Origin of the sequence: Streptomyces sp. NPDC020807 (genome assembly GCF_040641575.1) — a bacterium.
In the GTDB taxonomy this organism is placed as follows: domain Bacteria; phylum Actinomycetota; class Actinomycetes; order Streptomycetales; family Streptomycetaceae; genus Streptomyces.
Genome location: NZ_JBFADU010000016.1, coordinates 113,185 through 133,100 on the forward strand (window position 1 = coordinate 113,185; position 19,916 = coordinate 133,100).

22 protein-coding genes are annotated in these 19,916 nt (G+C 72.6%); 7 read left to right on the forward strand and 15 right to left on the reverse strand.

Annotated features, from left to right (window positions below; genetic code table 11):
- The first annotated feature begins 21 nt into the window (after nucleotides 1–21).
- Complete coding sequence (locus AB0G79_RS22745) at nucleotides 22–576, forward strand: PPA1309 family protein (RefSeq protein WP_360809191.1); 555 nt, start codon at nucleotides 22–24, stop codon at nucleotides 574–576.
- Between the two features lie 96 nt (nucleotides 577–672).
- Here AB0G79_RS22745 and AB0G79_RS22750 read toward each other — a convergent pair whose 3' ends face one another.
- From AB0G79_RS22750 to AB0G79_RS22765, 4 genes are all read right to left on the reverse strand, one after another.
- On the reverse strand, nucleotides 673–1,761 hold the full coding sequence (locus AB0G79_RS22750) for a PDZ domain-containing protein (RefSeq protein ID WP_360809193.1): 1,089 nt from the start codon (nucleotides 1,759–1,761) through the stop codon (nucleotides 673–675).
- A gap of 94 nt (nucleotides 1,762–1,855) precedes the next feature.
- Nucleotides 1,856–2,089 carry a hypothetical protein gene (locus AB0G79_RS22755; protein WP_360809291.1) on the reverse strand — a complete coding sequence of 78 codons (234 nt, stop codon included), beginning with the start codon at nucleotides 2,087–2,089 and terminating at the stop codon, nucleotides 1,856–1,858.
- 149 nt (nucleotides 2,090–2,238) lie between these two features.
- Nucleotides 2,239–2,700 carry a molybdenum cofactor biosynthesis protein MoaE gene (locus AB0G79_RS22760; RefSeq protein WP_360809195.1) on the reverse strand — a complete coding sequence of 154 codons (462 nt, stop codon included), beginning with the start codon at nucleotides 2,698–2,700 and terminating at the stop codon, nucleotides 2,239–2,241.
- A 96-nt stretch (nucleotides 2,701–2,796) separates the two neighbouring features.
- Nucleotides 2,797–3,906: an SDR family oxidoreductase gene (locus AB0G79_RS22765; RefSeq protein WP_360809197.1), complete on the reverse strand. Its 1,110-nt coding sequence runs from the start codon at nucleotides 3,904–3,906 to the stop codon at nucleotides 2,797–2,799.
- A 212-nt stretch (nucleotides 3,907–4,118) separates the two neighbouring features.
- Between AB0G79_RS22765 and AB0G79_RS22770 the strand changes: the two genes are divergently transcribed.
- Nucleotides 4,119–5,552: a zinc-dependent metalloprotease gene (locus tag AB0G79_RS22770; RefSeq protein WP_360809199.1), complete on the forward strand. Its 1,434-nt coding sequence runs from the start codon at nucleotides 4,119–4,121 to the stop codon at nucleotides 5,550–5,552.
- Complete coding sequence (locus tag AB0G79_RS22775; protein ID WP_360809201.1) at nucleotides 5,549–6,073, forward strand: NUDIX hydrolase; 525 nt, start codon at nucleotides 5,549–5,551, stop codon at nucleotides 6,071–6,073. Before AB0G79_RS22770 ends, AB0G79_RS22775 begins: the two co-directional genes overlap by 4 nt.
- A 47-nt stretch (nucleotides 6,074–6,120) precedes the next feature.
- On the opposite strand, the gene AB0G79_RS22780 is transcribed toward AB0G79_RS22775, so the two are convergent.
- The 4 genes from AB0G79_RS22780 to AB0G79_RS22795 all read right to left on the reverse strand — a co-directional run bounded on the left by AB0G79_RS22780 (nucleotide 6,121) and on the right by AB0G79_RS22795 (nucleotide 9,915).
- Entirely contained in the window at nucleotides 6,121–6,876 is a 756-nt protein-coding gene (locus tag AB0G79_RS22780) for an AIM24 family protein (protein ID WP_360809203.1), read from the reverse strand.
- A gap of 17 nt (nucleotides 6,877–6,893) precedes the next feature.
- Nucleotides 6,894–7,574 carry an AIM24 family protein gene (locus AB0G79_RS22785; protein WP_360809205.1) on the reverse strand — a complete coding sequence of 227 codons (681 nt, stop codon included), beginning with the start codon at nucleotides 7,572–7,574 and terminating at the stop codon, nucleotides 6,894–6,896.
- A 14-nt stretch (nucleotides 7,575–7,588) separates the two neighbouring features.
- Nucleotides 7,589–9,196 carry a TerD family protein gene (locus AB0G79_RS22790; RefSeq protein WP_360809207.1) on the reverse strand — a complete coding sequence of 536 codons (1,608 nt, stop codon included), beginning with the start codon at nucleotides 9,194–9,196 and terminating at the stop codon, nucleotides 7,589–7,591.
- Between the two features lie 143 nt (nucleotides 9,197–9,339).
- Nucleotides 9,340–9,915 (reverse strand): M48 family metallopeptidase, encoded by a 576-nt coding sequence (locus AB0G79_RS22795; RefSeq protein ID WP_360809209.1) that lies wholly within the window; start codon nucleotides 9,913–9,915, stop codon nucleotides 9,340–9,342.
- 236 nt (nucleotides 9,916–10,151) lie between these two features.
- Between AB0G79_RS22795 and AB0G79_RS22800 the strand changes: the two genes are divergently transcribed.
- Both AB0G79_RS22800 and AB0G79_RS22805 read left to right on the forward strand, forming a co-directional pair.
- Nucleotides 10,152–11,348: a TOMM precursor leader peptide-binding protein gene (locus AB0G79_RS22800; RefSeq protein ID WP_360809211.1), complete on the forward strand. Its 1,197-nt coding sequence runs from the start codon at nucleotides 10,152–10,154 to the stop codon at nucleotides 11,346–11,348.
- A gap of 41 nt (nucleotides 11,349–11,389) precedes the next feature.
- Nucleotides 11,390–12,775 (forward strand): AarF/ABC1/UbiB kinase family protein, encoded by a 1,386-nt coding sequence (locus AB0G79_RS22805; RefSeq protein WP_360809213.1) that lies wholly within the window; start codon nucleotides 11,390–11,392, stop codon nucleotides 12,773–12,775.
- A gap of 6 nt (nucleotides 12,776–12,781) precedes the next feature.
- On the opposite strand, the gene AB0G79_RS22810 is transcribed toward AB0G79_RS22805, so the two are convergent.
- The 5 genes from AB0G79_RS22810 to AB0G79_RS22830 form a co-directional block, all read right to left on the reverse strand.
- Nucleotides 12,782–12,964 (reverse strand): hypothetical protein, encoded by a 183-nt coding sequence (locus tag AB0G79_RS22810; RefSeq protein WP_360809215.1) that lies wholly within the window; start codon nucleotides 12,962–12,964, stop codon nucleotides 12,782–12,784.
- 101 nt (nucleotides 12,965–13,065) lie between these two features.
- Entirely contained in the window at nucleotides 13,066–13,389 is a 324-nt protein-coding gene (locus tag AB0G79_RS22815) for a hypothetical protein (protein ID WP_360809217.1), read from the reverse strand.
- On the reverse strand, nucleotides 13,386–13,757 hold the full coding sequence (locus tag AB0G79_RS22820) for a WhiB family transcriptional regulator (RefSeq protein ID WP_360809219.1): 372 nt from the start codon (nucleotides 13,755–13,757) through the stop codon (nucleotides 13,386–13,388). The genes AB0G79_RS22815 and AB0G79_RS22820 overlap by 4 nt, the downstream gene beginning before the upstream one ends.
- A gap of 169 nt (nucleotides 13,758–13,926) precedes the next feature.
- Nucleotides 13,927–14,280, reverse strand: coding sequence for a hypothetical protein (locus AB0G79_RS22825; protein ID WP_360809286.1), 354 nt, complete (start codon nucleotides 14,278–14,280; stop codon nucleotides 13,927–13,929).
- 244 nt (nucleotides 14,281–14,524) lie between these two features.
- Nucleotides 14,525–16,705 carry an ATP-dependent DNA helicase UvrD2 gene (locus AB0G79_RS22830; protein ID WP_360809221.1) on the reverse strand — a complete coding sequence of 727 codons (2,181 nt, stop codon included), beginning with the start codon at nucleotides 16,703–16,705 and terminating at the stop codon, nucleotides 14,525–14,527.
- 166 nt (nucleotides 16,706–16,871) lie between these two features.
- Between AB0G79_RS22830 and AB0G79_RS22835 the strand changes: the two genes are divergently transcribed.
- Nucleotides 16,872–17,126, forward strand: a complete 255-nt coding sequence (locus AB0G79_RS22835; protein WP_360809223.1) for a mycoredoxin — start codon at nucleotides 16,872–16,874, stop codon at nucleotides 17,124–17,126.
- Nucleotides 17,127–17,210: 84 nt separating this feature from the next.
- Nucleotides 17,211–17,456 carry a hypothetical protein gene (locus AB0G79_RS22840; protein WP_360809225.1) on the forward strand — a complete coding sequence of 82 codons (246 nt, stop codon included), beginning with the start codon at nucleotides 17,211–17,213 and terminating at the stop codon, nucleotides 17,454–17,456.
- A gap of 35 nt (nucleotides 17,457–17,491) precedes the next feature.
- Here the strand turns inward: AB0G79_RS22840 and nudC are convergent, their stop codons facing one another.
- Both nudC and AB0G79_RS22850 read right to left on the reverse strand, forming a co-directional pair.
- Nucleotides 17,492–18,442 (reverse strand): NAD(+) diphosphatase, encoded by a 951-nt coding sequence (gene nudC, locus AB0G79_RS22845; protein ID WP_360809288.1) that lies wholly within the window; start codon nucleotides 18,440–18,442, stop codon nucleotides 17,492–17,494.
- Nucleotides 18,443–18,486: 44 nt separating this feature from the next.
- Entirely contained in the window at nucleotides 18,487–19,908 is a 1,422-nt protein-coding gene (locus tag AB0G79_RS22850; protein WP_360809227.1) for a dipeptidase, read from the reverse strand.
- Nucleotides 19,909–19,916 lie beyond the last annotated feature (8 nt).

The window sequence follows — 19,916 nt, forward strand, 5'->3', positions numbered from 1 at the left end:
AGACGAGGCAGGATATTGGTCATGTCCAACGTTTCCCCCTCAGGCCCGGCCATGGCCGCGAGCCCCCTCACCCGCGCGGTGCTCGAGATCGACGAGTACGCGTCGGGTCTCGGCTGGGACCAGCCCGCCCGCCTCTTCGCCCTGGTCGACACCGCGAAGCTGCGCGCGCAGGAGCCCCGGCTCGCCTCCCAGCTCGGCCTGGCCGACGACGCCACCACCACCGCCTACACCCCGATCGAGCAGGACAAGCTGCCCCGCGGCAAGCCCCTCGACGACTTCCTCGGCACGATCGCCTGGCCGAAGGGCGTGGCCGGCTGCGCCCTCACCGTGGAGCGGCTGATGCTGCCTCCGTCGGCGGAGGCCCAGGTCCCGCAGGGGCTGAACGACAAGCAGCTCGCCAAGTGGGTGGCCGCCCACCCGGACCGCCAGGAGGTCCGGATGACCGTGGCGGTGCTGCGGAGCGGCGCGCGCGAGGCGGCGATCCGGCTGCGCGAGAAGGACTCGACGACCGAGGTCCTGACCGGCCCCGACCTGGTGCCGGGGCTCGCGGAGGCGCTGGCGGCGACCTTCTCCTGAGCCGTACCTCCGCAGCACGCGCGCGAGGGGCGCCCGTTCGGCCGAACGGGCGCCCCTCGCGCGTGTCGCGGTTCTTCTCGTCCTCCGCCGCGGCGGTCAGCCCTTCGAGCAGCTCGGCAGGTTCGCCGTGTCGCCCTTGCGGAGCTTCTCCAGCGACTTCGTGGCGTCGTCGATGGTGTCGACCTTGATCAGTGTGAGTCCGCCGGGCGTGTCGGAGGCCGCGGCGGCGCAGTTGTCGGCCGGGGTGAGGAAGTACGCGGCGCCCGCGTCGCGCGCGCCGACGAGCTTCATCTCGATGCCGCCGATCGGCCCGACCCTGCCCTTGTCGTCGATGGTGCCGGTGCCGGCGATGAACCTGCCGCCGGTGAGGCTCTCCGGGGTGAGCTTGTCGACGATGCCGAGGGCGAACATCAGACCGGCGCTGGGGCCGCCGACGTCGGCCAGGTTGATGTCGATGGTGAACGGGAAGACGTGGTCGGTCCCGGCCTGGATGCCGACGATCGCCCGGTCGCCGTCCTGCGACGTCGTGGTCGTGATGACGACCTTCTTGCCGGCGGTCGGCTCCTTGCCGGCCTTCTCGGCCTCGGCGGCCTCCTTGGCGGGGACGATCGTGAAGACGACGTCCTGGCCGGGCTTGCGCTTGGTGACCTGCTCGGCGACGTCGCCCGGCTCGGTGACGGCGGCGCCGTCGACGGACTTGATGACGTCACCGGCGTGCAGCTTGCCCTCGGCCGGGGAGCCCTTCACCACGGTCGCGACGACGACGCGGCTGGTGACCGGGATGCCCAGCTCCCCGAGGGCCGCCACCTTGGCGCTCTCCTGGGACTGGCTGAACTCCTCGGCGTTCTCCTGGCTCGACTCCTCCTCGGTCTTCCCGTCCGGGTAGAGGGTGTCGTGCGGCACCACGACGTTGTCGTGGGCGAGCCAGCCGTAGACGGCCTCGACGGCGTTCATCTTGTAGTCCGCGCTGGTGACGCGGACCGTCGTCATGTTGAGGTGACCGTCGGTCGGGTAGGTCTGGTGTCCGGAGATCTTGAGGACGGGCTCTCCCCTGGCCTCTCCGAGCGTGTTGACCGTCGGTCCGGGGCTCATCTCCGCGTACGGCACCGGGATCAGGACGCCCGCGATCAGCAGGCAGATCAACACCAGGGTGGAGGCGAGCATCGTCGCGGTGCGGCGTGGCATGGAACGACAGTACGGGACTCGTCTGTGGGTGCACCCCTGGGGCGGTCCGTACGGGGCGGCCGGTGGCCGGATCGGACCGGATGCGGCCGGGGTGTCAGCCGGAGGGGACCGTCGGGACGGGGGTCACGGTCGCGGCCGTCTCGCGCTCCGCGAGGGGGGACCGGTCGGCCGCGGGGGTGTGGGACCGCTCCATGGCGTCCCGGAACCGGGCGTATCCGGCGAGCTCCGCGCCGTCGCCTGTCGTCCTGTTCCTCGATGCCCAGCTTCCCCATATCGCCGCGCCGACGACTGCGAAAAGCGGAATCAGCAACCAGGCCAGCGCTGCCATCCCGACCTCCCATCCCCAGAGAGTTGATCAGCAGATTATTCATCTGTGGCATCAACGCTCGCGCCTGGGGGGCGGTTACGCAAATCGGGCGTTCGGCTACGCGCTGTCGGCGCGTCGCCTTGCCCTTCCGGAATCGCCCGGGGGCCGCCTCAGCAGGCGCCCACCCACTCCTCCGTACCGTCCGAGAAGGTCTGGTGCTTCCAGATCGGGACCTCGTGCTTGAGGTCGTCGATCAGCTTGCGGCAGGCCTCGAAGGCCTCGCCGCGGTGGGGACAGGAGACGGCGACGACGACCGCGATGTCGCCGACGCGCAGGTCGCCGACCCGGTGCACGGCGGCGAGGGCGCGGACCGGGTAGTTCGCGACGACCTTCTCCGCGACGCGCCGCAGCTCGTCCCCGGCCGTGGGGTGGCAGGAGTACCCCAGCGCGTCGACGTCCGCGCCGCCGTCGTGGTTCCGCACGGTGCCGACGAACAGGGTCGTCCCACCGGAGGCGTCGTCACCGACGGCCCGGAAGACCTCGTCGACCGAGAGCGGGGTGTCACGGATCGCGAGCAGCTTGATCGGGTCGTCCGCCGCCTGCTCACCGGGGTGGTCGTGCTTGTGCGCCATGTGCCCATGGTGCCGTACGGCACCGACGATCCGGTAGAAGAGCTTTCGACCTGTGGACGGGACCCTCCGTAGGAGGGTCCTACAAGAAGCGCCCGCTCACAGGCCGCGCCGCTTCCTCATCTGCCGGACCAGCGCCGCCGTGCCGAGCAGGGCCACCGTCGCGCCGGCCGCACCCGCCGCCGTCGCGTCCTTGCGGCCCAGGCGGCGGCCCGCGACCGTGTGGCGGCCCGAGGCCTCCTCCAGGAGCGCGGTGAGGACCTCCTCGTTCGTCCACTTCGGCCGCCAGCCGGCGTCGTGCAGCCGCCCGACGCTCACCACCCAGGGGTGCATCGTGTACGCGAGGTCGCCCGCCGGGGAGGGCGTGAGCCCGATCCGGTGCAGCCGGGCCGCGGCGCCGAGGGCGACGGCGGAGGGCAGCTCCATGCGCCGGATCCCCGAGAGCTCCTCCACCTCCTCCTGCTCGAGCCAGCCCTCGCAGCCGACGGCGAACTCGCCGTCGACCTTCTCCAGGGCCGCGTACTCCAGGGCGCTCACCAGGTCGTCGACGTGGCAGAACTGCCACGTCGGGCGGGATCCGGCGACGACGAGCAGGCGCGGCGACTCGAAGTAGCGGGTCAGCGCCGTGTCCGTACCGCCGACGAGGACGGCGGGCCGGACGACCGTGACGTTCAGGCCGGGGTGCGCGCGGGGGGCGCGGCGGCCGAGCCGCTCGATCTCCAGCATGTCGCCGACACCGGTGGCCTCGGCCGTCGCCCGGAGCTCGGCGTCCTCGGAGAGCGGGATGTCGTTGTCGGGCAGGGCGCCGTAGACCATCGCCGAGGTGCAGAGCACCACGCGGTGGACGCCGGCGGCCGCGGCGGCGGTCAGGACGGTCTGCGTGCCGCGCACGTTGTAGGCGGTGCGGGCGGCGGGGTCGGTCTCCAGGTCGAGGTCGACGGCGAGGTGGACGACGACGTCCGCGCCGCGCAGCTTCTCGGCGATGGCCGGATCCCGCACGTCGAGGATGTGCCAGGTCGCCTCGGCGACCTCGCCGCGGCGCTCGTCGATGGCGACGACCTGTCTGATCTCGTCGGAGGCGGCCAGGCGCCTGGTCAGCAGGTCACCGACGCCGGACGCGGCGCCGGTGACCGCGACGACGGGTCCGCGCGCGGCGGACCGGGTTGAGGGGTTTCGCGCTCCGCGAACCTGAGGATCTGGGGAACTCACCGGGCGTCTCCAGCGGTTGTCTTCAGTACGTACGCCGCATGACGCGTACGGACCAGGTGGCGTCCATCCTGCCGCAGGGCACGCCTCGGCGGAGCACCGAGCCCATTTCCGGCCCGGATGTCTACGCTGGTGGTGTGCGGGTCTGTCTGACAGGCCTGGTCGGGCAGTCGCCGTCGGCAGAAGGCCGGCGGCCCTACGAGCCGAGGAAACCTGTGAGTGACACCCCATTCGGATTCGGCCTTCCGCCGGAGGAGCCGGAGAGCGGCGACGAGGGCAAGAAGAAGGACCCCGCAGGCGGTGGCCAGGGCTCCTCTGGCCAGGGCGGCAACCCCTTCGGGGCGAACCCCTTCGGCTTCGGCGGGCTCCCGGGCATGGGCGGTGCGGGCGGCGGCGCGGACAACCCGTTCGCGGCGATGTTCGGCTCGCTGAACCCCAACGACCTGGGCGCGGCCTTCCAGCAGCTCGGCCAGATGCTGAGCTACGAGGGCGGTCCCGTGAACTGGGACATGGCCAAGCAGATCGCGCGCCAGGTGGTGGCCCAGGGCACCCCCGACGGCACCAAGGACGCCAGCGTCGGACCGGCGGAGAAGTCCGCCGTCGAGGAGGCCGTGCGCCTCGCCGACCTCTGGCTCGACCAGGTCACCTCGCTGCCCTCCGGGGCGCACACGGCGGTGGCGTGGAGCCGCGCCGAGTGGGTCGAGGCGACCCTGCCGGCGTGGCAGCAGCTCGTGGACCCGGTCGCGGAGCGGGTCGGCGCGGCGATGGGCGACGTCCTGCCGGAGGAGATGCAGGCCATGGCCGGCCCGCTGATCGGCATGATGCGCTCCATGGGCGGCGCCATGTTCGGCCAGCAGATCGGGCAGGCCGTCGGCGCGCTCGCGGGCGAGGTCGTCGGCTCGACCGACGTGGGCCTGCCGCTCGGCCCGGCCGGGCGCGCGGCGCTGCTCCCGCTGAACGTCGAGGCCTTCGGCAAGGACCTGGGCGTGCCCTCGGACGAGGTGCGGCTCTACCTGGCCCTGCGCGAGGCCGCCCACCAGCGGCTCTTCGCGCACGTGCCGTGGCTGCGGGCGCACCTCTTCGGCGCGGTCGAGGGGTACGCGCGCGGGATCAAGGTCGACACCTCGAAGCTGGAGGAGGCCGTCGGCCAGCTCGACCCGACGCACCCGGAGCAGCTGCAGGAGGCGCTCCAGCAGGGCATGTTCCAGCCGGAGGACACCCCGGAGCAGAAGGCCGCCCTGGCCCGTCTGGAGACGGCGCTCGCGCTGGTCGAGGGCTGGGTGGACGCGGTGGTCCACGAGGCCGCGAAGTCGCGTCTGACCTCGGCGGACGCGCTCCGCGAGACGCTGCGCCGGCGCCGTGCGTCCGGCGGCCCCGCCGAGCAGACCTTCGCGACCCTGATCGGTCTCGAACTGCGCCCGCGGCGCCTGCGGGACGCGGCGCGTCTGTGGGCCTCGCTGACGGACGCGCGCGGGGCCGACGGCCGGGACGCCCTGTGGGAGCACCCGGACATGCTGCCGACGGCGACGGACCTGGACGACCCGGACGGCTTCGTGCACCGCGAGACCCTCGACTTCTCCGAGCTGGACAAGATGCTCGGCGAGGCCGCGGAAGGCCGTGCCGACGACGAGGGGGACACCGAGAAGTGAGCCTGTACGACGACGCGGTCCTCGTCCTGAAGGGGTACGAGGGCCAGCCGGAGCTGCGCGATGTCTACCTGGCGCATCTCGCCGAGCACCCCGACGGCATGTACAAGCCGTGCGAAGCGGGGCACCTGACGTCCAGCGCGCTGGTGATCGACCCCTCGCGGGGCCGGGTGCTGCTCACGCTGCACAAGAAGCTGAACATGTGGCTGCAGATGGGCGGTCACTGCGAGCAGGGTGACGCGACGGTGGAGGAGGCGGCGCTCCGCGAGGCGACGGAGGAGTCCGGGATCCCGGGGCTCACCCTGCTGCCCGGCGGTCCCGTGCGCCTGGACCGGCATCCGATCCCGGCGCCGTGCCACTGGCACCTGGACGTGCAGTACGCGGCGCTGGCGCCGGTCGGCGCGGAGGCGGCGATCAGCGACGAGTCGCTGGACCTGCGCTGGTTCGCCTACGACGAGGTGGCGGACGTGGCGGACACCTCGGTGGTCGAGCTGCTGAAGGGCACGCTGGCGCGGCTGGCGTGACGACAGCGGTAAGGGCCGGTCGCAAGGCGACCGGCCCTCACGTGTGCTCAGTTCCAGGCGTTGTTCTGGTTCTGGGCGTGGGAGCCGTGCTGGCCGGCGCCGAACTGGGCGGCGACGCCCTGTCCGATGCCCGCGTTCTGCGGGGGCATGACCTCGCTGGGCTGGACCAGGGCGAAGCCCGTGCCGAGGAAGCTGAGCTCCCAGCCCTCGCCGGTGCTGCCGCGGCGGCGCATGACGCTGGAGTTGGTCGTCTGCGCCTGCATCTGGACGCGCAGCCCGGTGGACCAGGCGACGATCGCGTCCGCGTCGACGTTCACGTACTTGTCGGGCGTGACGTGCATCATCAGCGGCTGCCCGGAGGTCATCAGGGCGACCTTGCCGCGGCCGGAGATGTTGAGCTGGTACTTGCCCGAGCCGGAGATCCCGTACTGGCTGTCGACGGCGATGACCTCGGTGTGGAGGCTCGAGTCGAGCGCCAGGACGTACGCGCTGTCGACGGTGAGGCCCTCCTGCTCGACCTCCACGACGTGGATGTGCTGGGCGAGGTTGGCGAAGTAGACCGTGCCCTGGCCGGAGCAGCGCATCAGGTCGAGGCCCTCACCGGTGCGGGCGCGGGCCCGGCGCTGGCTGGGGGTCTGGTACTCGCCGTCGAAGTCGACGAGTCCCTGGTACGCGACCATGGCGCCCTTGCGGGCGAGGATGTCGTCCTGGCCGTTGAGGGCGACCCGCAGGAGCTGCGGGTTCTGGATGACGTACCGCTCCTGGCTCTGCTGCTCGGCGTGGTTGAAAAGCGGGCTCTGCATGGTGTTCTCGCTCCCCCTCAGCCCCGGACCCGGAGGCGGTCGGTGCTGTCCTCGCTCGGCTGTACGACGACGATGCCCTGGCCCGAGAAGGCCATCTGCATGGCCTCGCCGCTGCCCCGCCCGATGAGGGCGGAGGCCTTGAAGCTGCGCTTGGCCTTGACCTTGAGCGCCGGGGACCAGGCGACGAGCGCGTCGGGGTCGACGTACGTCTCGTCGTCGCCGCGGCCGCAGTCGACGACGATCGGCGTGCCGCGCGAGGTCAGCGCGACCCAGCCGGTGCCGGCGATCTCCACGTTGAACAGGCCCTGACCGGCGAACTTGGCGAGTCCCTTGACCCGCTCGACGCCCCACTGGAGGTGGGCGTCGAAGGCGAGCAGGTTGGTGCCGTTGACGGACAGGGAGTCGTTCTGGAGGTTGATCACGACGACGTCGGCGCCGTAGTCGGCGAGGTAGAGCAGGCCGTCGCCGGAGCACTTCATGATCGGCGCGCCCTCGCCGGTGGCCCACTCCCTGGCGACCTGGCGGGCGGCCGGCGGGTTGGGCTCGTAGGTGATGTAGCCCTCGTAGGCGACCATCGAGCCGGCTCGGGCGTACAGGTCCTGGCCGGAGGCCATGGCGACCTTCAGCATGGTGCGGCCGTGGTTCTCCATCCGGGCCGCGACGGGGGTCGGGGCGTAGCCCGCGAGTTGCTGGTTCATGACTTCGGGCTCCCTCAGACCTCGTAGGGCTGGACGACGATGAAGTTGCCGGGGGCACCCCGGAACTGCAGGTTGACGGTCTCCCCGCTGTGGCCCGGGTAGGCGTTGCGGCGCAGCCGGACCTGGCTGGAGAGGATGACCTGGGACGCGGACGACCAGGCGACGACCGCGTTGCAGTCGGCGAAGGTGGTCGGCGTGACGGGCAGGACGACGGGGACGCCGTGGGTCTTCACGACGACGGTGCCGGTGCCCTGGAACTGCATGGTGAAGAGGGCGCCGCCGGGGATGCCGTGGCCCTCGATGCGTCGGACCTCGTACTGGAGGGACTCGTCGAACGCGAGGACGTTCTCCGCGGACACGCAGATGCCGTCGCCCTGGAGCTCGATCGGGTGCAGGTGCGCGCCTTCCTCGGCCAGGAAGACCTGGCCCCGGCCGGTGCACTTCATGAGCTGCATCTCCTGGCCGGTGGCGTTGCCGACGATCCGGCCGGCGAAGCCCGCGCTCTTGTAGGAGAAGTCGACCTTGCCCTGGTACATGACCATGGAGCCCTGGCGGGCGAGGACGGGGACGCCGCCCATGGCGAGGTCGACCCGCATGAGCTGCTGGTTCTGCGGGGTCCAGCGGGCGCCGGTCGCGGTCTCCTTGTACGGCGCGAGCGCGGCGGCGAGGCCCGCGCCGGTGGCCGGGACGCCCTGCGGGACGCCGGCCGGCTGGCCGTACCCGGGGGGCTGCTGGCCGAAGGCCGGGGGCTGCTGACCGTACGGGGCGGGAGCGGCCTGGCCGTACGGCTGCGGCGACTGGCCCTGGCCCGGGTACTGCCCGGGGACCTGACCCGGGACCTGGCCGTACGGCTGCTGCGGAGGCTGCCCGTACGGGGCGGGGGCCTGCGGCGGGACCGGTGCGGGCGCGACGGGCGCGACCATCGTGGGTGCCGCGTGGACCGGCTGCGCGGGCGCCGGCGGGGCGCCGAACGCGGGCGCGGGGGCCGGCGGGGCCGCGGCGGCGGGCGCGCCGAAGGCGGGGGGCGCCGCGGCCTGCGGCGGCGCGCCGAAACCGGGGGCGGGGGCCTGTGCCTGGGGCGCCGCCGGCTCGTCCTCGGCGACCTCGCCGCCGAAGTTCCGCAGGAGCGCGTCCAGGCCGCCGTCGAAGCCCTGGCCGACGGCGGCGAACCGCCACACGTCCTTCAGGTAGAAGTCGCCGAGCATCACGGCGCGCTCGGTGCTGAACTCCGAGCCCGTGAACGCGTACCGGGCGACCTCTTCGCCGCCCGCGACGATCCGCAGGTGGCCGGGGCCGACCTGGGACATCTGGCCGGCGCCGTCGATGGTCGCGGTGAACGACAGCTTGTGGATGTTCGCGGGGATGCGGTCGAGGGTGACGCGGAACGACTCGGTGTCACCGGACTGGGCGCCGAGGAGCTGGATGGACTCCTCGGGCGACTTCGGCTGGTTGAAGAAGACGAAGTAGCGGTCGTCGGAGAGCCGCTCCTCCGCGTCGAGCCCGAAGCAGCTGATGTCGAAGGTGAGTCCGGGCGCCGCGATCTGCACGCCGACGTACAGATCCGTTCCGGCGGTCAGATCACTGATCTTGGCCTTGTGGCCGCGTTGGAATTCCCTGGCCATGCGTAACGACCGTCCCCCATCCCGAATGGCGAATGTTCGCGCCAGGCTAACGGCTGAGTACGACATTGAGACAGGCCGGGTCGTTTATCGGTACGGAATCGCGAACTTGACGCGCTCGTCCTCACCTCGGGGTATCCGCCCCGTCACTCGTCGCGGGCGGCCGGGAGGTGCGGGAGGCGGGCGGCGGCGACCACGCCCTCCAGGTAGCCACGGGCGCGCTCGGTGCGGGGGTAGGCCTCCAGGAGCCGCCAGAACCCCGGGCCGTGGCCGGGGACCAGAAGGTGTGCCAGCTCGTGCAGCAGGACGTAGTCGACGACGTACTCCGGCATGCCCTGGAGCCGGTGGGAGAGGCGGATGCTTCCCTCGGAAGGGGTACAGGAGCCCCAGCGGGTGTTCTGGTTGGTGACCCAGCGGACGGAGCGGGGGCGGGCCCGGCCGCCGAAGTACTGCTCCGACAGGTTGAGCGCCCGCTCGGTCAGTTCGCGGTCGCCGAGGACGCCGCGGCTCTCCTGGGCGGCGAGCTTGTCGAGCATGACGGTGACCCAGCGGCGCTCCTCGGCCTCGGACATGCGGGCCGGGATGAGGACGATGGTCCGGTCGCCCTCGCGGTAGGCCGAGACGGTTCTGCTCCGCCGCGGGCTTCTGCGGACCTCGACCGCACTCGTCCCCGAGCCGCGGGGCGGCTGGCTGGTCACGCTGCTCTGCGGGTCGGCGGGCACGGCCCCGACGTTACCCGGCGACGGTGGCGGAAGTCCCGTCTCCGGATCGGTTCCGGACCGTTTTCGGGGACGGCACGGGCCCACGTTTGATCATTTGAATGACTATTCCCCCGCCCTGTGGACAACTTTCGGCGGCCGTCGCGGCGCCGGGGCATTCTCTCCTCAGAGCGACGGAACGACCGTTGCCGATCATGAAATGTGGTCCGGAACCAAAGGTCAGAGCGGGGGCGGGGGAAATGCATCCGATGGTGAAGCCGGCGCTGCGGCGCGCCTGGCGGGGTCTGCAGTGCGTCCAGTTCGGCGTCACTCCCGCGCACGCGGTGGTGATGAGTCCGGTCACGACGGACACGGGGGCGGTCCTCGGGCTGCTCGACGGCACGCGGGGGATGGAGCGGCTGCGGGCCGAGGCGCGGGAGCTCGGGATGCCGGACGGACACCTGGAGGAGTTCGTCGGCCGGCTCGCGGCCTCCGGACTCCTCGCCGACGCGGCGACCGGGCGGCCGGGAAGGGCGGGTCCGCGGGCCGGGGCGGTGGACACGGCTCTCGACCCGCTCCGCGCGGACCTCGCCTCCCTCTCCGTCGTCCACCGCGAGCCGGACCGGGCGGTACGGACGCTGGGCGCCCGGCGGGCGATGCGCGTCCAGGTCCGGGGCGCCGGACGGGTGGGGGCGACGGTGGCGGCCCTGCTCTCGGCGGCGGGCGTGGGGACGGTCGAGGTGCTGGACGCGGGGCGCGTCGAGCCGTGGGAGACGGCCCCCGGCGGACTGCCCGCCGAGTCCGTCGGCGAGCGCCGGGTGACGGCGGCCCGGCGCCTGGTCGGGCGCTGGGCCCGGGGCTTCGCACGGGGCGCCGGGCGGGACACCGGCCGCGGCCCGGAGCGAGATGTCGACCGGGGCTGCCCGACCGCCGAGGACGGCAACCGCGGGACTCCCCCGCTGTCACTCGTCGTGGTGGCGCCCCGGGACGGGCTCGGGGCGTACGTCCCCGACCCGCTCCCCGCCGAACCGTGGATCGCCACCGGCACCCCCCATCTGTACGTGGGCGTGCTGGAGGCGACGGGGACGGTCGGCCCGCTCGTCCTGCCCGGCGGGACGGCCTGCGCCCGCTGCCTCCAGGAGCACCTGACGGACCGGCAGCCGTTCCGACCGCTGCTGCTCGCGCAGTGGCGCTCGGGGCCTCCGCACCCGCTGCCGGCCTGCGACCTCGCGCTCGCCACGGCGGTGGCGGGGCTCGCCGCGGCCCACGCGCTCGCCTTCCTCGACGGGGACCTGCCCGCGAGCACCGGCGCCCGGTGGGAGGTGTCGCTTCCGCTGTTGGAGTGGCGTGCCGAACAGCTGCGGCCGCACCCGGCCTGCCCCTGCGGGGCGGCGCGCGGCGCGGAGAGGGAGGGCACCACCGGGGCCCGAGGTGCGCAGGACACAATGGCGGGGTAACGGCCCTGCGCGGCACGGCAGTCTGGGAATTGGAGGGGCGCATGTCTGATCTTCCCCGGAAGGCGGTCACCCGGACCGCCAAGTTGGCCGCGTTGCCGTTGGGCTTCGCCGGCCGGGCCACCTGGGGCCTGGGCAAGCGGATCGGCGGGAAGTCCGCCGAGCTCGTGGCCCGTGAGCTCAAGGAGCGGACGGCCGACCAGCTGTTCAAGACCCTGGGCGAGCTGAAGGGCGGGGCGATGAAGCTCGGGCAGGCGCTGTCCGTCTTCGAGTCCGCCCTTCCGGAAGAGGTCGCGGGGCCGTACCGGGTGGCGTTGACGAAGCTTCAGGAGGCCGCGCCGCCCATGCCGACCAGCACCGTCCACGCGGTGCTCGGTGAGCGGCTCGGCGAGGACTGGCGGGGACTGTTCCTGGAGTTCGAGGACAAGCCGGCCGCCGCCGCGTCGATCGGCCAGGTGCACCGGGCCGTCTGGCACGACGGGCGCGAGGTCGCGGTCAAGGTGCAGTACCCGGGCGCAGGGGAGGCCCTGCTCTCGGACCTGACGCAGTTGAGCCGCTTCGCCCGGCTCCTCGGACCGCTGGTGCCGGGGATGGACATCAAGCCGCTGATCACCGAGATGCGCGACCGGGTCTCCGAGGAGCTGGACTACGAGCTGGAGGCCACCGCCCAGCGGGCGCACGCGGGGACCTTCGCCGAGGACCCCGACGTGGTGGTGCCGGCGGTGGTGCACCAGTCGGAGCAGGTCCTCGTGACGGAGTGGATGGACGGGATCCCGCTCTCGGAGGTGATCGCGGACGGCACGCAGGCCCAGCGGGACCGGGCCGGGCAGCTCCTGGCCCGCTTCCTCTTCTCCGGCCCCTCGCGGACCGGTCTGCTCCACGCCGACCCGCACCCGGGGAACTTCCGGCTGCTGCCCGGGCCCCCGGGCGGGGCCGAGGACGGGGACGGGGACGATCCGGCGAGCTGGCGGCTCGGCGTCCTCGACTTCGGGACCGTGGACCGGCTGCCCGGCGGGCTGCCGGAGACGATCGGCGTCTGTCTGCGCAGAGCGCTCGGCGGCGAGGCCGAGACCGTCTACGAGCTGCTGCGCGGGGAGGGCTTCGTCAAGGAGTCCGTCGCCCTCGACCCGGAAGCCGTCCTGGAGTACCTGCTGCCGATCATCGAACCGGCCGACGCGGAGTCCTTCCTGTTCACGCGCGGCTGGCTGCGCGCCCAGGCGACCCGGATCGCCGATCCCCGCTCCCCCGCGCACCAGCTGGGCAAGCAGCTCAACCTGCCGCCCTCGTACCTGCTGATACACCGTGTGACGCTCAGCACGATCGGCGTGCTCTGCCAGCTGAACGCGACGGTGCGGCTGCGGGACGAGCTGGAGGAGTGGCTGCCGGGGTTCGTCGACCCGGACGCCGACCGGGGACCGGTCGGCGGCTGAGGGCGGTCACCACCAGGCCGAGTCGAGTCGGCCCTCGATCGCGCGGATGTTGGCACGGGCGCACTCCTCGCAGAAGTACTCGCGCCGGCCGTTCTCCACGGAGCACGTCCAGGTCAGCGGGAGGGTGTCGGCGGTCTTTCCGCAGCGCGCGCAGGCGAGGGGCGCCTCGGGGGTACGGGCGTCGTTCATCCTCGTGACGATAGCCCGGCGGGCGCCCCGCGGAGCGGGCAACGCACCGCGGGGGCGCCCCGGAGGGGGCGCGGGGTGTGCGTGGCTCCGACCCGTGAGGGTCAGTTCATGACGGCCATGGCCAGGGCGCGGCGGGCGCGCAGCGAGACGCGCTCGGCGCGGCGCTGCATGCGCCGGGCGGCGACCAGGCGCACGGCCTGGCGTTCCGCGTCGGCCTCGCGGTGGCGCTCATGCATATGGGCACGGGCCAGGGCTTCGGGGATGAGTTGCATTTCGCGGGTCCTGTTCTGACGCGAGGTGTGCGCGCCGGCGGTGGAGAAGCGTGAGGTCGCGGAGCCGAGGGGCTCACTGGCGGAAGAGGTCATCGGGTCCTGCTTCTGGGGATCGTGCGTGAGGGGGCGGTCGATGGTTCCGGTGACGTTCATGCCGCGACGACCGGGTTCTTGCGCGGACGGCCACGGGGCCGCTTGCGGGCCACGACCACGCCCTGGACGAAGAGCTCGCCGCCCCAGACGCCCCAGGGCTCGCGGCGCTCCTTCGCGCCGGCCAGGCAGGCGGTGACGAGGGGGCAGGTCTGGCAGAGGGACTTCGCGTACTCGACGTCGGCCGGGGACTCGGCGAAGAAGACCTCGGGGTCGTAGGTGCGACAGGGAACGGGGACGCCGAGGTTCTCGATGGCGTCGTCGAGCGCGGTGAGCGCGGTAAGGGGGGTCAAAGCGGGGTCCTCCGTGAGGCCGGGCAGGGAGTTCGAGTCGGAAGGCGGTACGGACGGGGCGTGCGCTTCGAGATGCACGGTGGTCATTCCTCGTCTGGTCGTTCCGGCCTGTTGGCCGGGGTTTCGGCTGGTACCGGGTTTTCGGCCGAGGCCCCTTCGCTCCGTCGCCCCCGGTCGGGGACAAACAGAAGGGCCGCGGATCCCGGGTGGGGTTCCGCGGCCCTGAAGGCGCCTGTCTGATCCTGGATCAGACTGGATCGCTCCAGGGTTCGAGCCCACGGAAGGCCCACATCTTGTGGTCGTGCGTCATCGTCTGCTGCTGCGTGCCGGCACCGGTCGCCGCAAAGCCATACGCCGTGGCCTTGCCTGCAGCTGCGTCCAGTGCCTTGGTCGGTCGCTCATTGCCCCGCTCCACGCGGACGGCGAAGCCGAGACCGGAGAGAACGGCGACGGGCAGGCCGACGACGGGCAGACCGGTGGCCGGGACATGGGCGACGGAAAGAGCGGCGGCGGACGAGCCGGCGACGGACAGACCGGTGCCAATGAAGGCCGAGGCGGAGAAGCCGAGGATGCGGGCGGAGGCGACCGAGCGATCGGTCATTTTGGCGTTGGCGGCAACGACGGCAACGTCGGCGGAGCTGACGGTGCGGGTCTTGATGCAGCTGCTGATCACGGGGAATCGCCTCCTCTCGGCGTCTCGGAGGGCTCGGGTGTGAGCCGGACCCTCAAGTGTTTATTTGGACAAGTACAGCACGAAGACAGGGCTTCGAAGAAGCCGCCGTTTCCGTGGTTAAGAACCTATGGCGCTTGACGGGGCAGGCGCAAACTATTTTTCCCACGAGTTTTCAAGAGACCTCGATCTCACCTGTCCCGCCCTCCCCACCTGCGCAGATGGCCAGGACGTCGGCCCCGAAGCGGACGAGCTTGCGCGTGCCGACCCCCGAGATCGCCGCGAGCTCCCCGTCGGTGGTCGGCACGCGCTCGGCGATGGCCATGAGCGTCTTGTCGGTGAAGACGCAGTAGGCCGGCTGGGCGAGCTCGCGGGCCTGCTCGGCGCGCCAGTCCCGGAGCCGCTCGTACAGGCCCTCGTCCATGTCCGAGGGGCAGTCCTCGCAGCGCAGCAGTTTCATGGCGCCCGCCTCGGTGAGCGTCGCCCCGCAGACCCGGCACAGGACCGGGCCGCGCGGCTTGCGGCGGGCGGGTCCGAGACCCCGCTCGACGCCGCCGAGGGCGAGGGGCCTGCTCCGGCCGAGGGAGCCCGAGCCGGGCCGCAGGCCGTTGAGGAAGCGGGTGGGGCGCCGGGAGGCGCGGCCGCCGGGGGCCCGGGAGAGCGACCAGGAGAGCGCGAGGTGGAGCCGGGCCCGGGTCACCCCCACGTACAGCAGGCGGCGCTCCTCCTCGACCTGCTCGTCCGTCTTGGCGTACGTGATCGGCATCATGCCCTCGGTGAGGCCGACGAGGAACACGGCGTCCCATTCGAGGCCCTTCGCCGCGTGCAGCGAGGCGAGCGTGACGCCCTGGACGGTCGGGGCGTGCTGGGCGGCGGCCCGCTCGTCGAGCTCGGCGACCAGGTCGGAGAGGGTGGCGCCGGGCTTGGCGCGGGCGAAGTCCTCGGCGAGCCGGACGAGGGCGGCGAGGGACTCCCACTTGTCGCGGGCGGCGCCGGAGCCGGACGGCGGCTGGGTGGTCCAGCCCTTGGTCGAGAGGACGGCCCTGACCTGCGCGGGCAGGTCCTCGGCGTCGTCGAGCAGGGAGTCGTTGCCCCCGGCGCGGGCCGCGCCGCGCAGGGCGATGCCCGCCTCCCGTACCTCCTGGCGCTCGAAGAAGCGCTCGGCGCCGCGCAGCTGGTAGGGCACGCCCGCGTCGGCGAGCGCCTGCTCGTAGACCTCGGACTGGGCGTTGATCCGGTAGAGGACGGCGATCTCCCCGGCGGGGACGCCGGCGGCGATGAGGTCACGGATGCGGCGGGCGGTGCCCTCGGCCTCGGCGGGCTCGTCGGCGTACTCCGTGTAGGCCGGCTCGGGGCCCGGGTCGCGCTGGGAGATCAGCTCCAGGCGGTGCTCGGCGGCGCGGCCGCTCGCCTGGTTCAGGAGGCCGTTGGCGAGGTGGACGACCTGCGGGGTGGAGCGGTAGTCGCGGACGAGCTTGACCACCGTCGCGTGCGGATGCCGGTGGCGGAAGTTCAGCAGGTGGTCGGGGGTGGCGCCGGTGAACGAGTAGATCGTCTGGCTGGCGTCGCCGACCACGCAGAGGTTGTCCCGCTCGCCGAGCCAGAGGTCGAGCAGCCGCTGCTGGAGCGGCGAGACGTCCTGGTACTCGTCCACCACGAAGTGCTGGTACTGGCGGCGGATCTGGTCCGCGATGTCGTGCCGGTCCTGGAGGATGCCGACGGTGAGCAGCAGGACGTCCTCGAAGTCGATCACCGAGCGGTCGCGCTTGAGCTGCTCGTACATCGCGTAGATCTGGCTGATTTCCGCCGGGTCGCGCGGGGCGTCCCTGGTGGCCTTCGCGACCGCCGCCGGGTAGTCGGCGGGGACCGTCTGGGTGACCTTGGCCCACTCGATCTCGCCCGTGACGTCCCGCAGCTCGTTGCGGTCGAGCCGCACGCGGCATCGGGCGGCGGCGTCGGCCACGAGCTGGATCTTGCGCTCGGCGAGCCGGGGCAGATCGCCACCGACGGCTTTCGGCCAGAAGAACTGGAGCTGGCGGAGGGCGGCGGAGTGGAAGGTCCGCGCCTGGACGCCGCCCGCGCCGAGCTGCCGGAGCCGCCCGCGCATCTCTCCCGCGGCCCGGTTGGTGAAGGTGACGGCGAGCACGCTGGCGGGCTGGAGCTGCCCCGACCGCACCCCGTACGCGATCCGGTGCGTGATGGCCCGTGTCTTGCCCGTGCCGGCTCCCGCCAGCACGCACACCGGGCCGCTCAGGGCCGTGGCGACCTCGCGCTGCTCGGGGTCGAGCCCGTCGAGCACCGCGTCGGCCGTCTCCGGGACCTGCGGGAAGAGAGTGGAGTGCGTTGCTGCTGTCACGCTCTCCATGCTGCCAGGTCCCCCGTCCCGCCAGCCGCGCCTTGTCCACAGGCGGGAGGCGCCGGTCATACGAATGACGCCGGTCATACGGATTCCGGGAATGGCGCCGGGAAGCCGTACGTTCTTCTCCTCGGCACCCGTCCGCGAACAAGAGGAGCGCCAGGCCATGCAGGGCACTGTGACGATGTACAGCACCACCTGGTGCGGCTACTGCCGTCGGCTGAAGAGCCAGATGGACCGCGAGGGAATCGCGTACACGGAGATCAACATCGAGCAGGACCCCGAGTCGGCGGCGTTCGTCGAGAAGGCCAACGGCGGCAACCAGACGGTCCCGACCGTCCTGGTCGTCTCCGACCAGGGCAGCGAGTCGGTGATGACCAACCCGTCCCTCGCCCAGGTCAAGCAGGCGCTGGCGGTCTGAGACCGCGTCGGAGCGACGACGGGAGCCCCCGGCCGGGACGGCCGGGGGCTCCCGTGTGTCCGGGGGCGCTCGTACGATGCGCGGATGCCCTCTGCCCTGCCGGCCGACACGCGTCGGCTCCTCCTCGTCGCCTGCGCGGTGACGGCCCTCGTCGCCGGGTCCGTCGGCTGGTACGCCGGCCAGACCGTCAGTCCCGAGTGCACCTTCGCCACGTCCTCCCTGGGATCCGGGGAGGACCGGGAAGCGGCCGTCGAGCGCGCCTACCACGCGGCCGTCGGCGCCGGCGACTGCGCGCCCCCGCACGCCCGGTGGCGCTTCTGGCGCGACTGACCTCCCGAGCGCGGGAAGGGTCTCGCGGAAAGGGTCTAGAGAACGTCGCCGGGCTTCGGGAGCGGCTTGCCGTACCAGAGCTCGATCAGGCGCGAGGCGATCGAGATGCCGTACGGCGGGAGGACCTCGCCGGTCTCGAAGGCGGTGGCGAGCTCCTCGCGGGAGAACCAGCGGGCCTCGTGGATCTCCTCGCCGTCCACGTTGATCTCCGCCGAGGTGGCGCGGGCGAAGAAGCCCAGCATCAGGCTGGACGGGAAGGGCCAGGGCTGGCTGCCGGTGTACTCGACCTCGCCGATCGTGACGCCGGCCTCCTCGAAGACCTCGCGGACGACCGACTGCTCGATCGACTCGCCGGGCTCGACGAAGCCCGCGAGCGTCGAGAAGCGGCCCTCGGGCCAGTGGACCTGGCGGCCGAGCAGGGCGCGGTCCTCGTCGTCCGTGACCAGCATGATCACGGCCGGGTCGGTCCGCGGGTAGTGCTCCGCGCCGCAGGCCTGGCAGCGGCGGATGTGGCCGGCCGCCGCGATGACCGTGCGCTCGCCGCAGCGCGAGCAGAAGCGGTGGAGCCGCTGCCAGTTCTCCAGGGCCACCGCGTGCACCATGAGGCCCGCGTCCCGGTCGGACAGGAGGAGGCCCGCCTCGCGCAGCCCGGCGGGGCGCGCGGACTGGTCCATGCGGCCCGGCAGGGTGTCCTTCTGGAGCGCGAAGTACGAGACGCCCTCGGCGTCCGTGCCCAGGAAGTAGCGGTGGGTCTCGGTGACCGGGGCCTCGAAGGCCGGGGTCATGACGAGCTCGGTCGTGCCGTCGGGGCGGTCGTCGATGAGCACCTGGCCGCCGGAGACCACGAAGACGCGGGTGGTCGGGTGGCTCCACGCCGCCGCGAGCCACGCCTCGTCGAGGCGGTGGTGGGCGGCCCGGTCGATGCCGCTCGGCGCGGTGAGCGAGATCGGACGGTCCGGCCGGTCGCCCGTCGTGGTGTTCTTCATGGTGCTCACAGGTGCTTCCAACTCCCCCGGATCGGTGTGTTAGTTCAGCGCTCGGCGCCGTGGAGGGCGGTGGGCAGGTCGCCGCTCCACAGGTACGCGGTCGTCTCGACGCCCTTCATGAGGAGATCGAGCTCGATCTTCTCGTTGGGGGCGTGCCAGCCGTCGGACGGTACGGAGATGCCGAGGAACAGGACGGGCGCGTCCAGCACGTCCTGGAGGTCGGCGGCCGGGCCCGAGCCGCCCTCGCGGGTGTAGCGGACCTTGGCGCCGTCGAAGGCCCGGCTCATCGCGCCCGCGACCGCCTTGAGGGCGGGGTGGTCGAGCGGGGTGAGGCAGGGGCGGGTCGGGGCGCCGAAGACGATCTCGTACCGGATGCCGGCGGGGACGAGGCCGGCGAGCCAGTCCCGTACCGCCAGTTCGATCTTGTCGGGGTCCTGGCCGGCGACGAGGCGGAACGACAGCTTCAGCTGGGCGGAGGCGGGGACGATCGTCTTGCCGCCGGGGCCCTGGTAACCGCCGCCGATGCCGTTGACCTCGGCGGTCGGGCGGGCCCAGACGCGCTCCAGGGTGGAGAAGCCGGTCTCGCCGAGGGTGCCGTGGGACTTGGCCGTGCGCAGCCAGGCGGCCTCGTCGAAGGGCAGCTCGGCGACGAGGGCGCGCTCCGCGTCGGAGAGCTCGGTGACGCCCTCGTAGAAGCCGGGGATCGCGACGTGCTCGTTCTCGTCGTGGAGGGCCGCGACGATCCGGCCCGCGACGGTCGCCGGGTTCGGCACGGCGCCGCCGAAGGAACCGGAGTGGATGTCCTGGTCGGGGCCGTACAGCTCGATCTCGCAGTCGGCGACCCCGCGCATGCCGGTGCAGACGGTGGGGGTCGTCTCGGACCACATGCCGGTGTCGGAGACGATCACGGCGTCGGCGGCGAGCCGGTCGGCGTGCGCCTCGACGAGCGCGCGGAAGTGCGGGGAGCCGGACTCCTCCTCGCCCTCGACGATCAGCTTGAGGTTGACGGCCGGGGCCGTCCGGCCGGTCGCGGCGAGGTGGGCGCGGACGCCGAGTGTGTGGAAGAACACCTGGCCCTTGTCGTCGGCGGCGCCCCGTGCGTACATCCGGCCGTCGACCACCGTCGGCTCGAAGGGCTCCGTGTGCCAGCCGTCCTCGCGGGCCGCGGGCTGCACGTCGTGGTGGCCGTAGACCAGGACGGTCGGGGCGTCGGGCTCGCCGGAGGGCCACTCGGCGAAGACCGCCGGGGCTCCGTCCGTCTCCCACACCTCGACGGTCGTGAAGCCGGTCTCCGTGAGCTTGGCCGCCAGCCATTCGGCGCTGCGCCGCACGTCTCCCGCCCGGTCCGGCTGCGCCGAGACGGAGGGGATGCGCAGCCACTCCGCCAGGTCGCCGAGGAAGGCGGCTCGGTGCTGCTCGATGTACGTGCGTACGGCGTGGACGACGCTGTCCGGGGTCTCGCTCATGCCCACGA